General features: G+C 60.4%; 11 protein-coding genes. 7 read left to right on the top strand and 4 right to left on the bottom strand.

Features of this window, described 5'->3' with window-relative positions; translation table 11 throughout:
* Positions 1–67 precede the first annotated feature (67 nt).
* The 7 genes from L4G42_RS00740 (at position 68) to fabI (ending at position 10,140) form a co-directional block, all read left to right on the top strand.
* Positions 68–1,681 (top strand): lytic transglycosylase, encoded by a 1,614-nt coding sequence (locus tag L4G42_RS00740; protein WP_237252268.1) that lies wholly within the window; start codon positions 68–70, stop codon positions 1,679–1,681.
* A gap of 200 nt (positions 1,682–1,881) precedes the next feature.
* Positions 1,882–3,711, top strand: a complete 1,830-nt coding sequence (locus L4G42_RS00745) for an extracellular solute-binding protein (RefSeq protein WP_237252269.1) — start codon at positions 1,882–1,884, stop codon at positions 3,709–3,711.
* The gene (locus L4G42_RS00750; RefSeq protein WP_237259114.1) at positions 3,708–5,618 is read left to right on the top strand and encodes an extracellular solute-binding protein; all 1,911 of its coding nucleotides are present in this window, start codon (positions 3,708–3,710) and stop codon (positions 5,616–5,618) included. Before L4G42_RS00745 ends, L4G42_RS00750 begins: the two co-directional genes overlap by 4 nt.
* A gap of 1 nt (position 5,619) precedes the next feature.
* Positions 5,620–6,693, top strand: coding sequence for a microcin C ABC transporter permease YejB (locus tag L4G42_RS00755; RefSeq protein WP_237252271.1), 1,074 nt, complete (start codon positions 5,620–5,622; stop codon positions 6,691–6,693).
* Between the two features lies 1 nt (position 6,694).
* Positions 6,695–7,714 carry an ABC transporter permease gene (locus tag L4G42_RS00760; protein ID WP_074891214.1) on the top strand — a complete coding sequence of 340 codons (1,020 nt, stop codon included), beginning with the start codon at positions 6,695–6,697 and terminating at the stop codon, positions 7,712–7,714.
* A 1-nt stretch (position 7,715) separates the two neighbouring features.
* Positions 7,716–9,326: an ABC transporter ATP-binding protein gene (locus tag L4G42_RS00765; protein WP_237252272.1), complete on the top strand. Its 1,611-nt coding sequence runs from the start codon at positions 7,716–7,718 to the stop codon at positions 9,324–9,326.
* A 19-nt stretch (positions 9,327–9,345) separates the two neighbouring features.
* Entirely contained in the window at positions 9,346–10,140 is a 795-nt protein-coding gene (gene fabI / locus L4G42_RS00770) for an enoyl-ACP reductase FabI (protein WP_108121389.1), read from the top strand.
* Positions 10,141–11,243: 1,103 nt separating this feature from the next.
* Here the strand turns inward: fabI and L4G42_RS00775 are convergent.
* The 4 genes from L4G42_RS00775 to clpX all read right to left on the bottom strand — a co-directional run bounded on the left by L4G42_RS00775 (position 11,244) and on the right by clpX (position 17,647).
* The gene (locus L4G42_RS00775) at positions 11,244–13,118 is read right to left on the bottom strand and encodes a SurA N-terminal domain-containing protein (protein WP_237254939.1); all 1,875 of its coding nucleotides are present in this window, start codon (positions 13,116–13,118) and stop codon (positions 11,244–11,246) included.
* A 239-nt stretch (positions 13,119–13,357) separates the two neighbouring features.
* Complete coding sequence (locus tag L4G42_RS00780) at positions 13,358–13,645, bottom strand: HU family DNA-binding protein (RefSeq protein ID WP_272631174.1); 288 nt, start codon at positions 13,643–13,645, stop codon at positions 13,358–13,360.
* A gap of 121 nt (positions 13,646–13,766) precedes the next feature.
* Complete coding sequence (lon, locus tag L4G42_RS00785; protein ID WP_237254940.1) at positions 13,767–16,163, bottom strand: endopeptidase La; 2,397 nt, start codon at positions 16,161–16,163, stop codon at positions 13,767–13,769.
* Positions 16,164–16,363: 200 nt separating this feature from the next.
* Positions 16,364–17,647, bottom strand: a complete 1,284-nt coding sequence (clpX, locus tag L4G42_RS00790) for an ATP-dependent Clp protease ATP-binding subunit ClpX (protein WP_037013640.1) — start codon at positions 17,645–17,647, stop codon at positions 16,364–16,366.
* Positions 17,648–17,657: the final 10 nt, after the last annotated feature.

A 17,657-nucleotide genomic window follows, 5' to 3' on the forward strand; every position in this document is an offset into this window, starting at 1 on the left:
GGTTGACCGTTCAGCAGCCACTTTCTAGAATCGCCCGACATTTTCGCCTGGAACTATCCCCCAGCCAATGTCGTCATCACTACGTAAAACCTTCAATTCCGACACATTGACTCGGTTGGCCCAGGCAATCGCGGTGGTCGCGAGCGCGACACTGGCAGGCTGCCAGAGCACCGGCGGCCTCGAATCCGGGAACGGCAGCAGCGCCGCTCATCCCATCGCCAGCACCAAGCCAAAACCTGTTTATATCGCACGCAAACCTGTGCCGCTCGCCCCGCCCCATGATGTGTGGGAGCGCATGCGTCAGGGTTTCCAGCTGCAAGACGGCAACGACCTCAACCCGCGCATCGATCAGCAACGCCTCTGGTACGCGAACAACCCGTCGTTCCTCGAAACGGCCGGTAACCGTGGCAGCCTTTACATGCACTACATCGTCGAGCGACTGGAAGAGCGCAACATGCCCCTCGAACTGGCGCTGCTGCCGGTCATCGAGAGCGCGTACAACCCGATGGCCTTGTCGCGCAGCGATGCAGCGGGGATCTGGCAGTTCATTCCGTCCACCGGCCGTTACTTCAACCTGCGTCAGACCAATTTCTACGACGGCCGCCGCGACATCACGGCGTCCACCACGGCAGCGCTGGACTACCTCACCAAGCTGCACGACATGTTCAACGGCGACTGGTTGCTGGCCCTGGCGGCCTATAACGCGGGCGAAGGCACGGTCAGCCGCGCCATCGAACGCAACGAAAAGCTCAATCTGCCCACTGATTACTGGAACCTGCCGCTGCCGCAGGAAACCCGAGACTATGTGCCTAAATTGCTGGCGCTGTCCCAAGTGGTCATGTCGCCGGACGCCTATGGCGTCAACCTCAACCCGATCGACAACAAGCCCTACTTTCAGGTCGTCGAACTGAATCAGCGCATGGACCTGTCGAAAGTCGCCGCCATGGCGAACATCGACGAAGACGAACTGGTGCAGCTCAACCCGGCGTTCAAGAAGCGCCTGACCATCGACGGCCCGCAGCACCTGCTGGTGCCCACGTCGAAATCCCAGTTGTTGACCGCCAACCTGTCGAACATGAAGCCTGAAGAGCTGGTCGACTGGCAGCAATACCGCGTGCGTCCGGGCGACAGCCTGGCCAGCATCGCCAGCCGCTATAAGGTGTCGACCAGCACCCTCAAGGACATCAACAAGCTGTCTGGCAACCAGGTGAAACGCGGCCAGGCGCTGACGATTCCGGTTCAGCCGGGCATGCAGTACGCGATGCCGGTGTTCGAAGAAGTCGCCGAGGTGGATGAGAAGCCTGCGCGCACCCGTACCTACAGGGTGAAGAAGGGCGAGAACCTGGTGCAGATCGCGCGCATCAACAAGGTCGACGTCAAGGATTTGCAGCACTGGAACAAGCTGTCCGGCCAGAACCTGAAAGTCGGCCAGACGCTGGTCATGCAGGACAACAGCAAACCGGCGAAAGCCAGCTCCCGCGCAGTGGCCAAGGCTGACAGCAGCGCCAGGGGCGAGGACGCCGGCAAGAAGTCGATGCAGTACAAGATCCAGAAAGGCGATTCGATGTATCTCGTCGCCAAGCGCTTCAACGTCGAAATGCAGCACCTCAAGCGCTGGAATCCGCGCAGCGGACAGGCACTCAAGCCAGGCCAGACGTTGACGGTGTACCTGCCGCACTGATGCGCCGATGCTCCGTGTAGGAGCGCGCTTGCCCGCGAATGCGGTGTTTCAGACACTGCTGTGCTGCCTGACACACTTTTATCGCGGGCAAGCGCGCTCCTACAGGTTGTGCGACGCTCAAGATGCACTCCGGCCTCACCCTTTTTCCAGCCGATACAAGCTGTTACTGTGACCGACCGCTGCCCGGATCGACCGCCGACTTGATACGTCACCTGCTGCTGACTTTCAGCCTGGTCTTGAGCACGACAGCCGCCGCGACCATCAGCGAAAGCCATGGTTACGCACAATTCGGCGTCCTCAAGTACCCTGCCAGCTTCACGCATTTCGACTGGGTCAATCCTGAGGCGCCGAAGGCTGGCACCCTGCGAATCATGGCCAACGGCACGTTCGACACCCTCAACCCGTACACCTTCAAGGGCAGCAGCCCGATTTCGACGGCCAACTTCGGCCAGTACGGCGTCAGCGAGCTGAACGAACCGCTGATGGTCGGCACCGGCCAGTACGACCCCTCCGGCGATGAACCCACCTCCAGTTATGGCCTGATCGCCAAAACCGTCGAGTACAGCGACGACCGCAGCTGGGTGGTGTTCAACCTGCGCCCCGAGGCACGCTTTCACGACGGCAAGCCGATTACCGCCTATGACGTGGCGTTTTCCTACAGAACGTTGCTGAAAGACGGTCACCCGCAGTACCGCACCGCGTTGCAGGAAGTGCAGCGGGTGGACATCCTCAACCGCCACCGCATTCGTTTCGTGTTCAAGCGCTCCGGCAACCCATTATTGATTCTGCGCCTCGGCGAACTGCCGGTCCTGCCGCAGCATTACTGGAAGAACCGCGACTTCAAGGCCACTTCCTTCGAGGCCCCGTTGGGCAGCGGCCCCTATCGCATCACCCAGGTGCGGCCGGGGCGCAGTCTGGTGTTCGAGCGGGTGAAGGACTACTGGGGCAAAGACCTGCCGGTCAACCGCGGCAAGTACAACTTCAACCGCGTGGAAGTGGAGTTCTACCGCGACGCGGACGTGGCGTTCGAAGCCTTCAAGGCCGGCGAGTTCGACATCTACATCGAGCATCAGGCGAAAAACTGGCTCACCGGTTATGACTTCCCGGCGGTGACCGAGGGCAAGGTGATCAAGGCGCAAATCCCGCACCAGATCCCCACGCAGACCCAAGGGCTGTTCATGAACACCCGCCGCGGCGCGTTCGCCGACATCCGCGTGCGTGAAGCGCTGGGGTTGATGTTCAACTTCGAGTGGACCAACCGCACGCTGTTCAACGACGCCTACATGCGTTCGACCAGCTACTACCCCAACAGCGAATTCACCTCTAGCGGACTGCCCGCCGGCCGCGAATTCCTCATGCTCGCGCCCTACCGCGAGCAGTTGCCGGCCAGACTGTTCACCCAGCCGTTCGCGGTGTCGAAAACCGACGGCGGCGGCGTGCCCCGCGACGCCATTCGCAAGGCGCTGGGGCTGCTGGCCGACGCAGGCTGGACATTCACCGAGCGCGGCCTGACCAACCGCGCCGGTCAGCCGTTGCGTTTCGAAATACTTCTGGTCAATCCGAATCTAGAACGAATCCTGCAGCCCTACATCGAAGACCTCACGCGGATCGGCGTCGACGCGCACCTGCGCACCGTCGACCGCGCCCAATACAAACAGCGGCTGGACCAGTTCGATTTCGACATGATTCTGATGACCCTGAATCAGACCCTCAGTCCGGGGCTGGAGCAATGGCAGTATTTCCATTCCAGCCAGGCCAACATCAAAGGCAGCAAAAACTACGCCGGCGTCGCCAACCCGGTGGTCGACAACCTGCTCAACCAGTTGCTGGCGGCAAAAACCCGGGATGACCAAGTGGCGGCGACCCGCGCCCTGGATCGCGTGTTGCTGTGGCAGCACTACATGATTCCCAACTGGTACCTCAATAATCATCGTCTGGCCTACCGCAACCGGTTCGCCATGGTCACCACCCCGCCCTACACCCTGGGCCTGCGTGCGTGGTGGCTCAAGCCTTCGGAGAAAACCCAATGACTGCCCTGCGCTCCCTGACCCGCGCTGGCGGCCTGTTTCTGAGCCCGTTCGTGCTGGCCCCGCTGCTGCTGGGCGTGACCTGTGCAACCCAGGCGGCTCCGCAACACGCCATCACCCTGTACAACGAAGCGCCGAAATACCCGGCCGACTTCAAGCATTTCGACTACGTGAACCCGGACGCACCCAAAGGCGGGATCCTGCGCAGCGCCGGTTTCGGCGGCTTCGACAGCCTCAACCCGTTCATCAGCAAGGGCGTGCCCGCTGACGATATCGGCCTGATCTACGACACCCTCGCCCGCCAGGGTCTGGACGAGCCGTTCACCGAATACGGGCTGATTGCCGGCAAGATCGAAAAAGCCCCGGATAACAGCTGGGTGCGTTTTTATCTGCGCCCCGAAGCGACATTCAACGACGGCCATCCGGTCCGCGCCGAAGACGTGGTGTTCAGCTTCGAGACGCTGATCAAGGACGGCTCGCCCCTGTACCGCAGTTACTACGCGGACGTCGATCAGGCCGTCGCCGAAAACCCGACCACGGTGCTGTTCAAGTTCAAGCACAACGACAACCGCGAACTGCCGCTGATCCTCGGCCAGTTGCCGGTGTTGCCCAAGCATTGGTGGGCCACCCGCGACTTCAGTAAGGGCAACCTGGAAATTCCGCTGGGCAGCGGGCCGTACAAGGTGGTCGAGGTCAAGGCCGGACGCTCGGTGCGCTACGAGCGGGTCAAGGATTACTGGGGCAAGGACCTGCCGATCAACAAGGGCTTCTACAACTTCGACCGGCTGTCCACCGACTACTACCGCGACAACACGGTGGCTCTCGAAGCGTTAAAAGCGGGTGCCTTCGACTTCTGGCAGGAAATGGCGGCGAAGAACTGGGCGACGGCCTATGACGTTCCGGCTGTCAGACAGGGTCGTCTGATCAAGGAAGAGATCCCCAACGGCAATCCCCAGGGCATGCAGGGCTTTATCTTCAACCTGCGCAAGCCGATGTTCCAGGACGTGCGCGTGCGTCAGGCCCTCAGCCTGTTGCTCGACTTCGAGTGGACCAACAAGCAGCTGTTCTTCGGCACCTACACACGTACCAAAAGCTATTTCGACAATTCCGACATGGGCGCCAAAGGCCTGCCGACGCCTGCCGAGCTGAATATTCTTGAGCCCCTGCGCGGCAAGTTGCCGGAATCGGTGTTCAATGAGGCATTCAAACTGCCGGTCACCGATGGCAGCGGCATCATCCGAGAGCAACAGCGCAAGGCGTTCCAGCTGCTCAAGGACGCCGGCTGGAAGATCGTCGGCGACAAGATGGTCGACACCGAAGGCAAGCCCGTCACCATCGAATTTCTCCTCGCCCAGACGGAATTCGAGCGCGTGCTGCTGCCGTACAAACGCAACCTGGCTGACATCGGCATTGATCTGGAAATCCGTCGTGTCGACGTCTCCCAGTACATCACCCGCCGCCGTTCACGGGACTACGACATGATCGTCGGCAGTTTTCCGCAATCGAGCTCACCGGGTAACGAGCAGCGCGAATACTGGGATTCCTCCGCCGCCGACAAGCCGGGGAGCTACAACGTGATCGGCCTCAAGGACCCGGCGGTCGACACGCTGGTGAACGGCTTGATCAACGCCGACTCGCGCCAGAGCCTGATCGACCACACCCGCGCCCTCGACCGCGCGCTGCTGTGGGGCTACTACGTGATCCCGAACTGGCACATCAAGACCTGGCGCGTGGCGTACTGGGATCACTTGGGCCACCCGGGCAAAACCCCGCTCTACGACATCGGCACCATGACCTGGTGGGTCAAGCCCGACGCGACGCCGGCCATTCCTGTGCAAGTCGCGCCGGACGCCGTAGAGCCTGAAGCAGCCCAGCCTGAAACCGAGCAGCCCAAAGGCACGGAGCAATAACATGCTGGCCTACATTCTGCGGCGTCTGCTGCTGATCATCCCGACCCTGTTCGGTATCCTGCTGATCAACTTCGTCATCATCCAGGCCGCGCCGGGTGGTCCGGTGGAGCAGATGATCGCCAAGCTCGAAGGCTTCGAAGGCGCCACCAGCCGCATCGCTGGCGGCGGTGCGGAAGTCTCGGTGGCCGGCTCGACCTATCGCGGCGCGCAGGGTCTGGACCCCAGCCTGATCAAGGAAATCGAGCACATGTACGGCTTCGACAAATCGGCGCCGGAACGCTTGTGGATCATGGTCAAGAACTACGCCCGGCTGGATTTCGGTGACAGCTTCTTCCGCGACGCCAAGGTCATCGACCTGATCGTCGAAAAGATGCCGGTGTCGATCTCCCTCGGGCTGTGGAGCACGCTGATCATGTACCTGGTGTCGATCCCCCTGGGGATCGCCAAAGCCACGCGCCACGGCAGCCATTTCGACGTGTGGACCAGTTCGGCAATCATCGTCGGCTACGCCATCCCGGCGTTCCTGTTCGCCATCCTGCTGATCGTGGTGTTTGCCGGTGGCAGCTATTTCGACTGGTTCCCGTTGCGCGGGCTGACGTCGAGCAACTTCGACGAAATGAGCTGGCTGGGCAAAGTGGGCGACTACTTCTGGCACCTGGTGCTGCCGATCACCGCGCTGGTCATCGGCAACTTCGCCACCATGACCCTGCTGACGAAAAACAGCTTTCTCGATGAAATCGGCAAGCAGTACGTGATTACCGCCAAGGCCAAGGGCCTGACCCAGCGCCGAGTCCTCTACGGCCACGTGTTCCGTAACGCCATGCTGCTGGTGATCGCGGGTTTCCCGTCGGCGTTCATTGGCATCTTCTTCACCGGCTCCCTGCTGGTGGAAGTGATCTTTTCCCTCGACGGCCTCGGCCTGATGAGCTTTGAAGCCGCGATCAACCGCGATTACCCCGTAGTGTTCGGCACGCTGTTCATCTTCACCCTGCTGGGGCTGGTGGTGAAACTGATCGGCGACCTGACCTACACGCTGGTTGACCCACGCATCGACTTCGACCGCAGGGATCATTGATATGACGTTGTCCCCTCTCAATCGACGCCGCTTCGAACGCTTCAAGGCCAACAAGCGTGGCTGGTGGTCGCTGTGGCTGTTTCTGATCCTGTTCGGCGCAAGCCTGGGCGCCGAACTCATCGCCAACGACAAACCGCTGGCCGTGCGCTACGACGGCGAGTGGTATTTCCCGGTGTTCAAGCGCTACCCGGAAACCACCTTCGGCGGCGAATTCCCGCTGGAAGCCAACTACAAGAGCCCGTACATCAAGGAGCTGCTGGCGGCCAAAGACGGCTGGACGCTGTGGGCGCCGATTCCGTTCAGCTACCAGAGCATCAACTACGACCTGAAAGTCCCGGCCCCAGCCCCGCCTTCGCGGGAGAACCTGCTGGGCACCGACGATCAGGGTCGCGACGTGCTGGCGCGGGTGATCTATGGCTTCCGCGTGTCGGTGCTGTTCGCCCTGACGTTGACGATCCTCAGCTCGATCATCGGCGTCATCGCCGGGGCGCTGCAGGGTTTCTACGGCGGCTGGGTCGATCTGATCGGCCAGCGCTTCCTGGAAATCTGGTCCGGGCTGCCGGTGCTGTACCTGCTGATCATCCTCGCCAGCTTCGTCCAGCCGAACTTCTGGTGGCTTCTGGGGATCATGCTGCTGTTCTCGTGGATGAGCCTGGTGGACGTGGTGCGGGCCGAGTTTCTGCGTGGCCGCAACCTGGAATACGTGCGCGCGGCCCGGGCGCTGGGCATGGAAAACGGCGCGATCATGTTCCGCCACATCCTGCCCAACGCGATGGTGTCGACCATGACGTTCATGCCGTTCATTCTCACCGGCGCGATCGGCACGCTGACCGCGCTGGACTTCCTCGGCTTCGGCCTGCCCGCTGGCTCGCCTTCACTGGGTGAACTGGTGGCGCAAGGCAAATCCAACCTGCAAGCGCCGTGGCTCGGCATCAGCGCCTTCGCCGTGCTGGCGATCATGCTGAGCCTGCTGGTGTTCATCGGCGAATCCGCCCGCGACGCATTCGACCCGAGGAAATGAGATGAATCAGGACAATCTGGTCGAGATCCGCGACCTCTCCGTCGAATTCGTGAACGGCAACAACGCGCAGCGGGTGGTCGAAGGCATCAGCTTCGACATCCGCAAGGGCGAAACCCTCGCGCTGGTCGGCGAGAGCGGATCGGGCAAGTCAGTCACCGCCCATTCGATCCTGCGGCTGCTGCCCTACCCGCTCGCGCGCCATCCGACCGGGACGATTCGCTACGCCGGTGACGACCTGCTGAAAGTCAGCGAAAAGCGCCTGCGCGGGATTCGCGGCAATCGCATCGCGATGATCTTCCAGGAGCCGATGACCTCGCTGAACCCGCTGCAGTCCATCGAAAAGCAGATCAACGAAGTGCTCGGTCTGCACAAGGGCCTCACCGGCAAAGCCGCGACGCGGCGTACGCTGGAGCTGCTGGATCTGGTGGGCATTCCGGACCCGGCCAAGCGGCTGAAGGCCTTGCCCCACGAGCTGTCCGGCGGCCAGCGCCAGCGGGTGATGATTGCCATGGCCCTGGCCAACGAGCCCGAGCTGTTGATCGCCGATGAGCCGACCACCGCGCTGGACGTCACCGTGCAGCTGAAAATCCTCAAATTGCTCAAGGAGTTGCAGGCCCGGCTGGGCATGGCCTTGCTGCTGATCAGCCACGATTTGAACGTCGTCAGGCAAATTGCCAACCGCGTATGTGTCATGCAGCGCGGTTGCATCGTCGAACAGGCATCGTGCGAAGAGCTGTTCCGCGCGCCGCAGCATCCGTATACCCGGGAACTGCTCAGCGCCGAGCCCAAAGGCGGTCCGGCGAACAATCCGCCGGGCGCGCCGATGCTGGAAGTCGAGGACCTGCGGGTCTGGTTTCCGATCAAGAAAGGCGTGTTCAAGCGCACGGTCGATCACGTCAAGGCCGTCGACGGCATCCATTTCAGTCTGCCCAAGGGCCAGACGCTGGGGATTGTCGGCGAGAGCGGTTCGGGCAAATCGACGCTGGGCCTGGCGATCCTGCGGTTGATTCGCAGCGAAGGCGAAATACGCTTTCACGGGCAATCGCTGGCCGGGATGAATCAGCATCAGGTCAGGCCGCTGCGGCGGCAGATGCAGGTGGTGTTTCAGGACCCGTTCGGCAGCCTCAGCCCGCGCATGTCGGTGTGCGACATCGTCGGCGAAGGCCTGCGGATCCACAAGATGGGTACGCCGGTGGAGCAGGAAGCGGCGGTGATCGAAGCGCTCAAGGAAGTGGGTCTGGACCCGGCGACCCGGCACCGCTACCCCCACGAGTTTTCAGGGGGACAACGGCAAAGGATCGCCATCGCCCGGGCATTAGTGTTAAAACCGGCGCTGATTTTGCTGGACGAGCCGACTTCGGCCCTCGACCGCACCGTTCAGCGTCAAGTGGTGGAGCTGTTACGCTCCCTGCAAACCAAGTACAACCTGACGTATTTGTTCATCAGCCATGATCTGGCGGTGGTCAAGGCGTTAAGCCACCAACTGATGGTGGTGAAGCAAGGCCAAGTGGTCGAACAGGGTGTGGCAGAAGACATCTTCGCCGCACCGCAACATCCTTATACACAGCAGCTGCTGGAGGCCGCCTTCTTGGCGCCGGCAGCTGTCGATTAACCTGAAGAGGAACAAAACAATGGGTTTTCTCGCCGGTAAGCGCGTCCTGATCGTCGGTGTCGCCAGCAAATTGTCCATCGCATCCGGTATCGCTGCCGCCATGCACCGTGAAGGCGCTGAGCTTGCCTTCACGTATCAGAACGAAAAACTCAAGAAGCGCGTCGAGGAATTCGCCGAAAGCTGGGGTTCGAACGCTGAGCTGTGCTTCCCTTGCGACGTCGCCAGCGACGAAGAAATCGCCAAGGTCTTCGAAGAGTTGAGCAAGAAGTGGGACGGCCTGGACTGCATCGTGCACTCCGTTGGCTTCGCGCCGGGCGACCAACTGGACGGTGACTTCACCCAAGCCACCACCCGTGAAGGTTTCCGCATCGCTCACGACATCAGCGCCTACAGCTTCGTGGCCCTGGCCAAAGCCGGTCGCGACCTGATGAAGGGCCGCAACGGCAGCCTGCTGACGCTGTCGTACCTGGGCGCTGAGCGCACCATGCCGAACTACAACGTGATGGGTATGGCCAAGGCAAGCCTTGAAGCCGGCGTCCGTTACCTGGCCCGCAGCCTCGGCCCGGAAGGTACGCGCGTCAACGCGGTATCGGCTGGCCCGATCCGTACCCTCGCGGCTTCGGGTATCTCGAACTTCCGCAAGATGCTGGCGGCGAACGAGGCGCAGACTCCACTGCGCCGTAACGTGACCATTGAGGAAGTGGGTAATGCGGGCGCGTTCTTGTGTTCCGACCTGGCGTCCGGTGTCAGTGGCGAGATCATGTACGTCGACGGTGGTTTCAATACCACGGCGATGGGTGATCTGGAAGGTTGATGGTTGCTTGCCCGTTTTCAGAGTGATGACGCTCTGAAGACGGGCGCAAGACCTGTAAGCGCTGGCTAGCTGGCGAAAGCGGTGGATCAGACGGCCTTGTGGCTGGATGATCTGCCGTTTTTTTTCGTCCTGGGTTCAGCCGATACTCAGGCAGCGTTCATTGGGTTCTGCCTAACGGCAGAACTGTTTCGCCTTCGGCGAGTTACTTTTAAAAAGCACTAAAAGTAACCAAAAGTGCCTGCTCCCGGTTTGGCCCGACTTCGTCGGGTTCCCTTACTTAGACGACGCTCCGTGGGCACGCGCCGAACGGACATCCATGTCCTGACGGCGCTCTCGCGGCATCCATGCCGCTCGACCCACTCCGCGTCGTCTGCGTTCGGCCTGCACCCAAGTCGCGTTCTGGGGTGTCCGGGCTACCGCGTAGAAGATCAAGATCAACAGCAACAGCTTCCCGGCTAAAGCCGGTCCTACGGGGTGCGCGTTGTTTAGGTGATCTTTGATCGTTCCCTCGCTCCGCGTGGGAATGCATCCCGTGACGCTCCGCGTCACATCCCCGGCCTGAATATAGGTCGTCCGAGGGACGCGGAGCGTCTGGGGCGGCGTTACCACGCGGAGCGTGGGAACGATCAAACTGCAGATCAAAGGCTTCCCGGCTAAAGCCGGTCCCACAGACTGCATACGGTGTTAGTAGGACCGGCTTCAGCCGGGAAGCTGCTGCTGTTGCTGTTGATCTTCTACGCGGTAGCCGGGACACCGCAAAACGCGACTTTGGTGCAGGCTGAACGCAGGTCTCGCGCAGTGGGCCGAGCCGCATGGATGCGGCGAGAGCGCCGTCAGGACATGGATGTCCGTTCGGCGCGGGCCCACGGAGCGGGACCGGAGTGAAGGAACCCTGACGAAGGAAGGGCCAAGCCAGGAGCAGGCACTTTTGCTTACTTTTGGTGCTTTTCAAAAGTAAGTCGCCGAAGGCGAAATGTCTGCCGTGAGGCAGACGCTCTTGATCTTGGCACAGTCAGCCGAGCCCCAGGTCCCTCTGGGCACGGACACAAAAAAGCCCCGACTCTCACGAGTCGGGGCTTTCTGTTAACAGCGTTCTGCGTCGATCAATACTTCTCGATCTTCGCCGCTGCTTCCAACTGCTTCCGGTAGGCCGCGAAATCCTGCTGACCCTCACGGGATGACAGGAAACGACGGTACTGGCTCTTCTCCTCATCCGACGCCGGAGCCGCCTGATTCACGCCGTTCAGACGCACAATCACAAAACTGCCATCCGCTGCCGTCTGGCTGCCATAAACCGGCTTGTCCTTGCCTTCCGGCTTCGGCATACGGAACACCGCCTGCAGCACCTGAGGATCAACACCCTCCTGGCTGCGTGAGGCCGCTTCCACGACCTTCCAGCTCTGGCCTTCCTGCTTGGTCGCCGCATACGGCACCTTGCCGTCACGCAGGCCTGCCAGCAGCGCCTCGCCCTTGGCCTTCACCGCATCGCTGGCATGTTCTTTCGCCAGTTGCGCACGAATCGGCGCCGACACCGCTTCCAGTGGCAGTTGCTCAGGCTGACGGTGCTCTTTGGCATGCAACACCACCACGGTCTCAGGATCAAGTTCCAGCGCAGAACTGTTGGAACCCTCCTCCATCACTTCCGGACTGAAAGCCGCCTGAATCACCGCACGGTTGGCTGCAATGCCTTCGCCACCCTCGCGACCGAACGGCGCAGTGGTCTGCACTTTCAGACCCAGATCCTGAGCCGGCTGCGACAGATCCGACGCTTCGAACGCAGCATCTTCCAGCTTCTTGCTCGCATCGACGAACTTCTGCTCGACCTGCTGAGACTTCAGCTCGTGGGTCAGCTTCTCCTTCAGGCTGGCGAACGTCGGTACCGACGGCGCTTCAACGCCCAGCAGTTTGATCAGGTGCCAGCCGAACTGACTGCGGACAGGCGCGGAGACCTGATCCTTGTTCAGCGCGTACAGCGCGTCTTCAAAGGCCGGGTCATAGACACCCTTGCCGGCGTAGCCCAAGTCACCGCCCTTGGTCGACGAGCCTGGATCCTGAGAGAGCTCCTTCGCCAGCGCAGCGAAATCTTCGCCTTTGGCCACACGCTGCTGAATTTCTTCAATTTTGGCTTTCGCCTGAGCGTCCGTGGTCTTGTCGTTGACTTCGATCAGGATGTGCGCAGCACGGCGCTGCTCGGCCAGGTTGGCGATCTCTTTCTGATAAGCCGCCTGAAGGTCTTCATCCTTCACCGACACCTTGTCGAAGAAAGAGGACTTCTTCAGCTCGATAAAGTCGAGCACCACTTGCTCCGGACTCAGAAACTCCTTCGCGTGCTGATCGTAGTGCGCCTTGATCTCGTCGTCGGTAACCTTGACGCTCGACGGATCGGCCGGCAGGGTCAGCGTAGCGAAATCGCGGGTCTGTTTTTCCAGGCGGGCGAACGCGTCGACCTGAGCGTCAGTGACGAACGCACTGCCGCCGATACCGGCACGAATCTGGCCGATCAACATTTCCTGACCCAGGATCTGGCGAAATTGCAGACGGGAGTAGCCAAGCTGGCGAACGACCTGATCGAAGCGATCGGCGTTGAATTTGCCGTCAACCTGAAATTCAGGGGTCAGCAAAATCTGCTGGTCCAGCGCAGCTTCGGAGAAACCGAACTTGGAATCGGCGGCACCCTGCAACAGCAGCTTGCGGTCGATCAGGCCTTTGAGGGCCGAATCACGCAGCATCTTTTCGTTGAGCATCGCAGGATCGAAATCCTTGCCCAGCTGTTGCATCAGCTGGCGGCGTTGCATTTCAACCGCTTGACCCAGTTCAGCCTGGGTGACTTCCTCGCCATTGACCTTCGCAGCATCCTGCGAGTGGCTGGTAGCCCGGAAAATGGCATCGAACCCGGTCAGGGCCATCAGAGCGATGATTACCCCGATGATGGTTTTGGCAATCCATCCCTGTGAATTGTCCCTGATATTCTGCAGCATGTATCCCCCAGAGGGTTGTACTCGACTCACCAGGCTGCTGCACACGGTAACGCGGAGCGTGGGTTGAATCCGGATAGAAGAAAGGCGCATCCGAGGATGCGCCTTCTCGTAACTTGCAAAGCGGACGGGGTTCGATGTGCGTTCCCCGAGTGACAGTCCAGCGCTTGACCAACCGCACGTGCCGCTTCACGCCCAGAACAAAAATAACGCTGTGCTGGGCGGGCAAAGTAAAAAGAAACTTAGTTGACGGCTTCTTTCAGTGCTTTACCGGCTTTGAAGCCTGGTTTCTTGGCCGCTGGAATTTCCAGGGTTTTACCGGTCTGAGGGTTACGGCCGGTACGGGCAGGACGATCAGTGACGGAGAAAGTGCCGAAGCCTACCAGTACAACAGAGTCGCCAGCCTTGAGAGCGCCAGTGACGGATTCGATTACAGCGTCCAGCGCACGGCCGGCAGCAGCTTTCGGGATGTCAGCGGATGCGGCGATGGCATCAATCAGTTCCGACTTGTTCACTCTAAGTCCCCTTATATATTTGAGTATTTCTAAGTTTTTTTTTGGTGAAACCAAACGAACACGAGCGGCCTGAACAGGCTTGAAGAGCCGCTTTATAGCAAGGGCTCCAAAAACCTGTCAAGGAAGGCCTCCCAGACTAATGCGTGCTGATCCTGCCCTTGGCGTCAGACTCGCGCTTTTCATCCTTGGCAACCATCTCGGGAGCCACATCCGGCAAGGGCTGCGGCGCGTATTGCAGCGCAATTTGGAGGACCTCGTCAATCCATTTAACCGGTTTGATCTGCAGGTCAGCCTTGATGTTGTCCGGGATCTCCTTCAGATCGCGAACATTCTCTTCGGGGATGATCACTGTCTTGATGCCACCACGGTGAGCGGCCAGCAATTTCTCCTTGAGACCGCCGATGGCCAGCACCTGTCCGCGCAGGGTGATTTCACCCGTCATGGCGACGTCGGCGCGGACTGGAATCCCCGTCAATGCCGACACCAGCGCCGTGCACATGCCCACGCCTGCGCTCGGGCCGTCTTTCGGCGTCGCGCCTTCCGGCATATGGATGTGCGTGTCGCGCTTCTCGTGGAAGTCCAGAGGAATGCCCAGGCTCTTGGCTCGGCTGCGCACCACGGTCAGCGCGGCAGTGATCGACTCGACCATGACATCGCCCAGCGAACCGGTTTTGATCAATTGACCCTTGCCCGGAACAACCGCCGCCTCGATAGTCAGCAGCTCGCCGCCTACCTGCGTCCAGGCCAGACCGGTCACCTGACCGACCTGATCCTGCTGCTCGGCCAGGCCATAACGGAATTTGCGCACGCCGAGGAAGTTCTCAAGCATATCCGCTGTCACGACCACGGAAAAACGCTTCTCGTGGGCGTGTTCCTTGACCGCCTTGCGGCACACCTTGGCGATCTGACGCTCAAGGCTACGCACGCCCGCTTCACGGGTGTAGTAACGGATGATGTCGCGAATCGCCTCAACTTCGAACTCGATCTCGCCTTTCTTCAACCCATTGGCAGCGATCTGCTTGGGCGAGAGGTACTTGGTCGCGATGTTGATCTTCTCGTCTTCGGTGTAGCCAGGCAGACGGATGACTTCCATACGGTCGAGCAGCGCCGGCGGAATGTTCATCGAGTTGGCGGTACACAGGAACATCACGTCGGAGAGGTCGTAGTCGACTTCCAGGTAGTGGTCGTTGAAGTTGTGGTTCTGCTCGGGGTCGAGCACTTCCAGCAGCGCCGACGCCGGGTCGCCGCGCATGTCACTGCCCATCTTGTCGATTTCATCGAGCAGGAACAGCGGGTTGCGCACGCCAACCTTGGTCATCTTCTGGATCAGGCGACCTGGCATCGAACCGATGTAGGTGCGACGGTGGCCGCGAATTTCAGCTTCATCGCGCACGCCGCCCAAGGCCATACGGACGAATTTGCGGTTGGTGGCGTGGGCGATCGACTCGGCCAGCGAGGTTTTGCCCACGCCAGGAGGACCGACCAGGCACAACACCGGGCCACGAATCTTCTTCACGCGTTTTTGCACGGCGAGGTATTCGAGGATCCGCTCTTTGACTTCGTCCAGACCGTAGTGGTCGGCGTCGAGGATGTCCTCGGCGCGGGCGAGGTCCAGACGGACCTTGCTCTGGGCCTTCCAGGGCACCTGAACCAGCCAGTCGATGTAGGAGCGAACGACGGTGGCCTCCGCAGACATCGGCGACATCTGCTTGAGCTTGTTCAGCTCGGCGGTGGCCTTAGTCATCGCATCCTTGGGCAGGCCGGCGGCATCGATGCGCTTCTTCAGCTCTTCGATTTCGTTGTGGCCTTCCTCGCTGTCGCCGAGCTCCTTCTGAATGGCCTTCATCTGCTCATTCAGGTAGTACTCGCGCTGACTGCGCTCCATCTGCTTTTTCACGCGACCGCGGATGCGCTTCTCGACCTGCAGCAGATCAATTTCGGCATCCAGCAACGCCAGCACGTGTTCAACGCGCGCCGACAGGTCAATGATCTCGAGAATTTCCTGCTTCTGCTCGATCTTCAGCGCCATGTGGGCCGCCATGGTGTCGACCAGACGACCCGGCTCATCGATGCTGTTGAGGGAGGAAAGCACTTCCGCCGGGACTTTTTTGCCCAGCTGTACGTACTGTTCGAACTGAGCCAGCAGGCTGCGAACGAAGACTTCGGATTCACGATCCGGCGCGTCGACTTCATCGATCAGCGCAACCTCGGCGCGGCAATGGCCGTCGACCTCAATGAAGCGCTCGACCGATCCACGCTGCTCGCCTTCGACCAGAACCTTCACGGTGCCGTCCGGCAGCTTCAGCAGCTGCAGCACAGTGGCGACGGTGCCAACGTTGTACAGCGCGTCTTCACCAGGATCGTCGTCGGCCGGGTTTCGTTGCGCCAGCAGCAAAATCTGCTTGTCGCCGGTCATCGCCGCTTCAAGGGCCTCGATCGACTTCTCGCGCCCCACGAACAGCGGGATAACCATATGGGGGTAAACCACAACATCGCGCAGTGGCAAGAGAGGCAGTTCAATGGTCGTCTTCATGATTTCGCCTCTACGGCGGCCTTCAGGCCATGGACAGATATAAATAAGCTGAAAATCAAGATGGGGGTTGAACCTTAAAAAAACAAGCGTCGCTTTGAGTTAAAGCAAAAGGACTCAGAAACGCAGACCAGGCTTGAGGAAACGCGAAAAGGGCCCGAGGGCCCTTTTCGTTTCCAGTCGCCCGGTGCGTTGCCAGCAGGCTACGCGTCGGGTGCCGCCTTGGCAGGTGGCTCGCTGTTTTCGTAAATCAACAGCGGCTTGGAGGTGCCCTCGATCACGCTCTCGTCGATCACCACCTTGCTCACGTCAGATTGCGACGGGATTTCGTACATGGTGTCGAGCAGGACGCCCTCGAGGATGGAGCGCAGACCGCGAGCACCCGTCTTGCGCTCAAGCGCACGACGAGCAACCGATTTCAACGCATCCGGGCGGAACTCGAGGTCCACGCCTTCCATCTCGAACAGCTTGCCGTATTGCTTGGTCAGCGCGTTCTTCGGCTCGGTCAGAATCTGCATCAGCGCAGCTTCGTCCAGCTCGTCCAGCGTCGCCAATACAGGCAGACGACCAACAAATTCCGGGATCAGACCGAACTTGACCAGATCGTCAGGCTCGACTTCACGCAGGGATTCGCCGACCTTCTTGCCCTCTTCCTTGCTGCGCACTTCAGCGTTGAAGCCGATGCCGCCTTTGGTGGAGCGATTCTGGATGACCTTTTCCAGGCCAGAGAACGCACCGCCACAGATGAAGAGGATATTGCGCGTGTCCACCTGCAGGAATTCCTGCTGTGGGTGCTTGCGGCCACCTTGAGGCGGAACGGAAGCCACGGTGCCTTCAATCAGCTTCAGCAAGGCTTGCTGCACGCCTTCGCCCGACACATCACGGGTGATGGAAGGGTTGTCGGACTTGCGCGAAATCTTGTCAATTTCGTCGATGTAGACAATACCCATCTGGGCCTTCTCGACATCGTAATCGCACTTCTGCAACAGCTTCTGAATGATGTTCTCGACGTCCTCACCCACATAACCGGCTTCGGTCAGGGTGGTGGCGTCGGCGATGGTGAACGGAACGTTGAGCAGACGTGCAAGCGTCTCCGCCAGCAGGGTCTTGCCGGAGCCCGTCGGGCCGATCAGCAGGATGTTGCTCTTGCCCAGTTCAACGTCGTCGTTTTTCTTGTCGCGCTGGTTCAGTCGCTTGTAGTGGTTGTACACCGCTACTGCGAGAACCTTTTTGGCACGTTCCTGACCAATGACGTACTGGTCAAGGATGCCGCTGATTTCTTTGGGCGATGGCAGTTTATGCGCGCTGCTCTCGGCCTGTGCTTCCTGCACCTCCTCGCGGATGATGTCGTTGCACAGGTCGACGCACTCGTCACAAACAAATACCGAGGGGCCGGCAATCAACTTGCGCACTTCATGCTGGCTTTTGCCACAGAAGGAGCAATAAAGCAGTTTGCCGTTGTCCTCGCCGTTGCGGGTGTCAGTCATTCGATCGATC

The organism is Pseudomonas petrae, from assembly GCF_021728295.1.
Taxonomy (GTDB): Bacteria; Pseudomonadota; Gammaproteobacteria; order Pseudomonadales; family Pseudomonadaceae; genus Aquipseudomonas; species Aquipseudomonas petrae.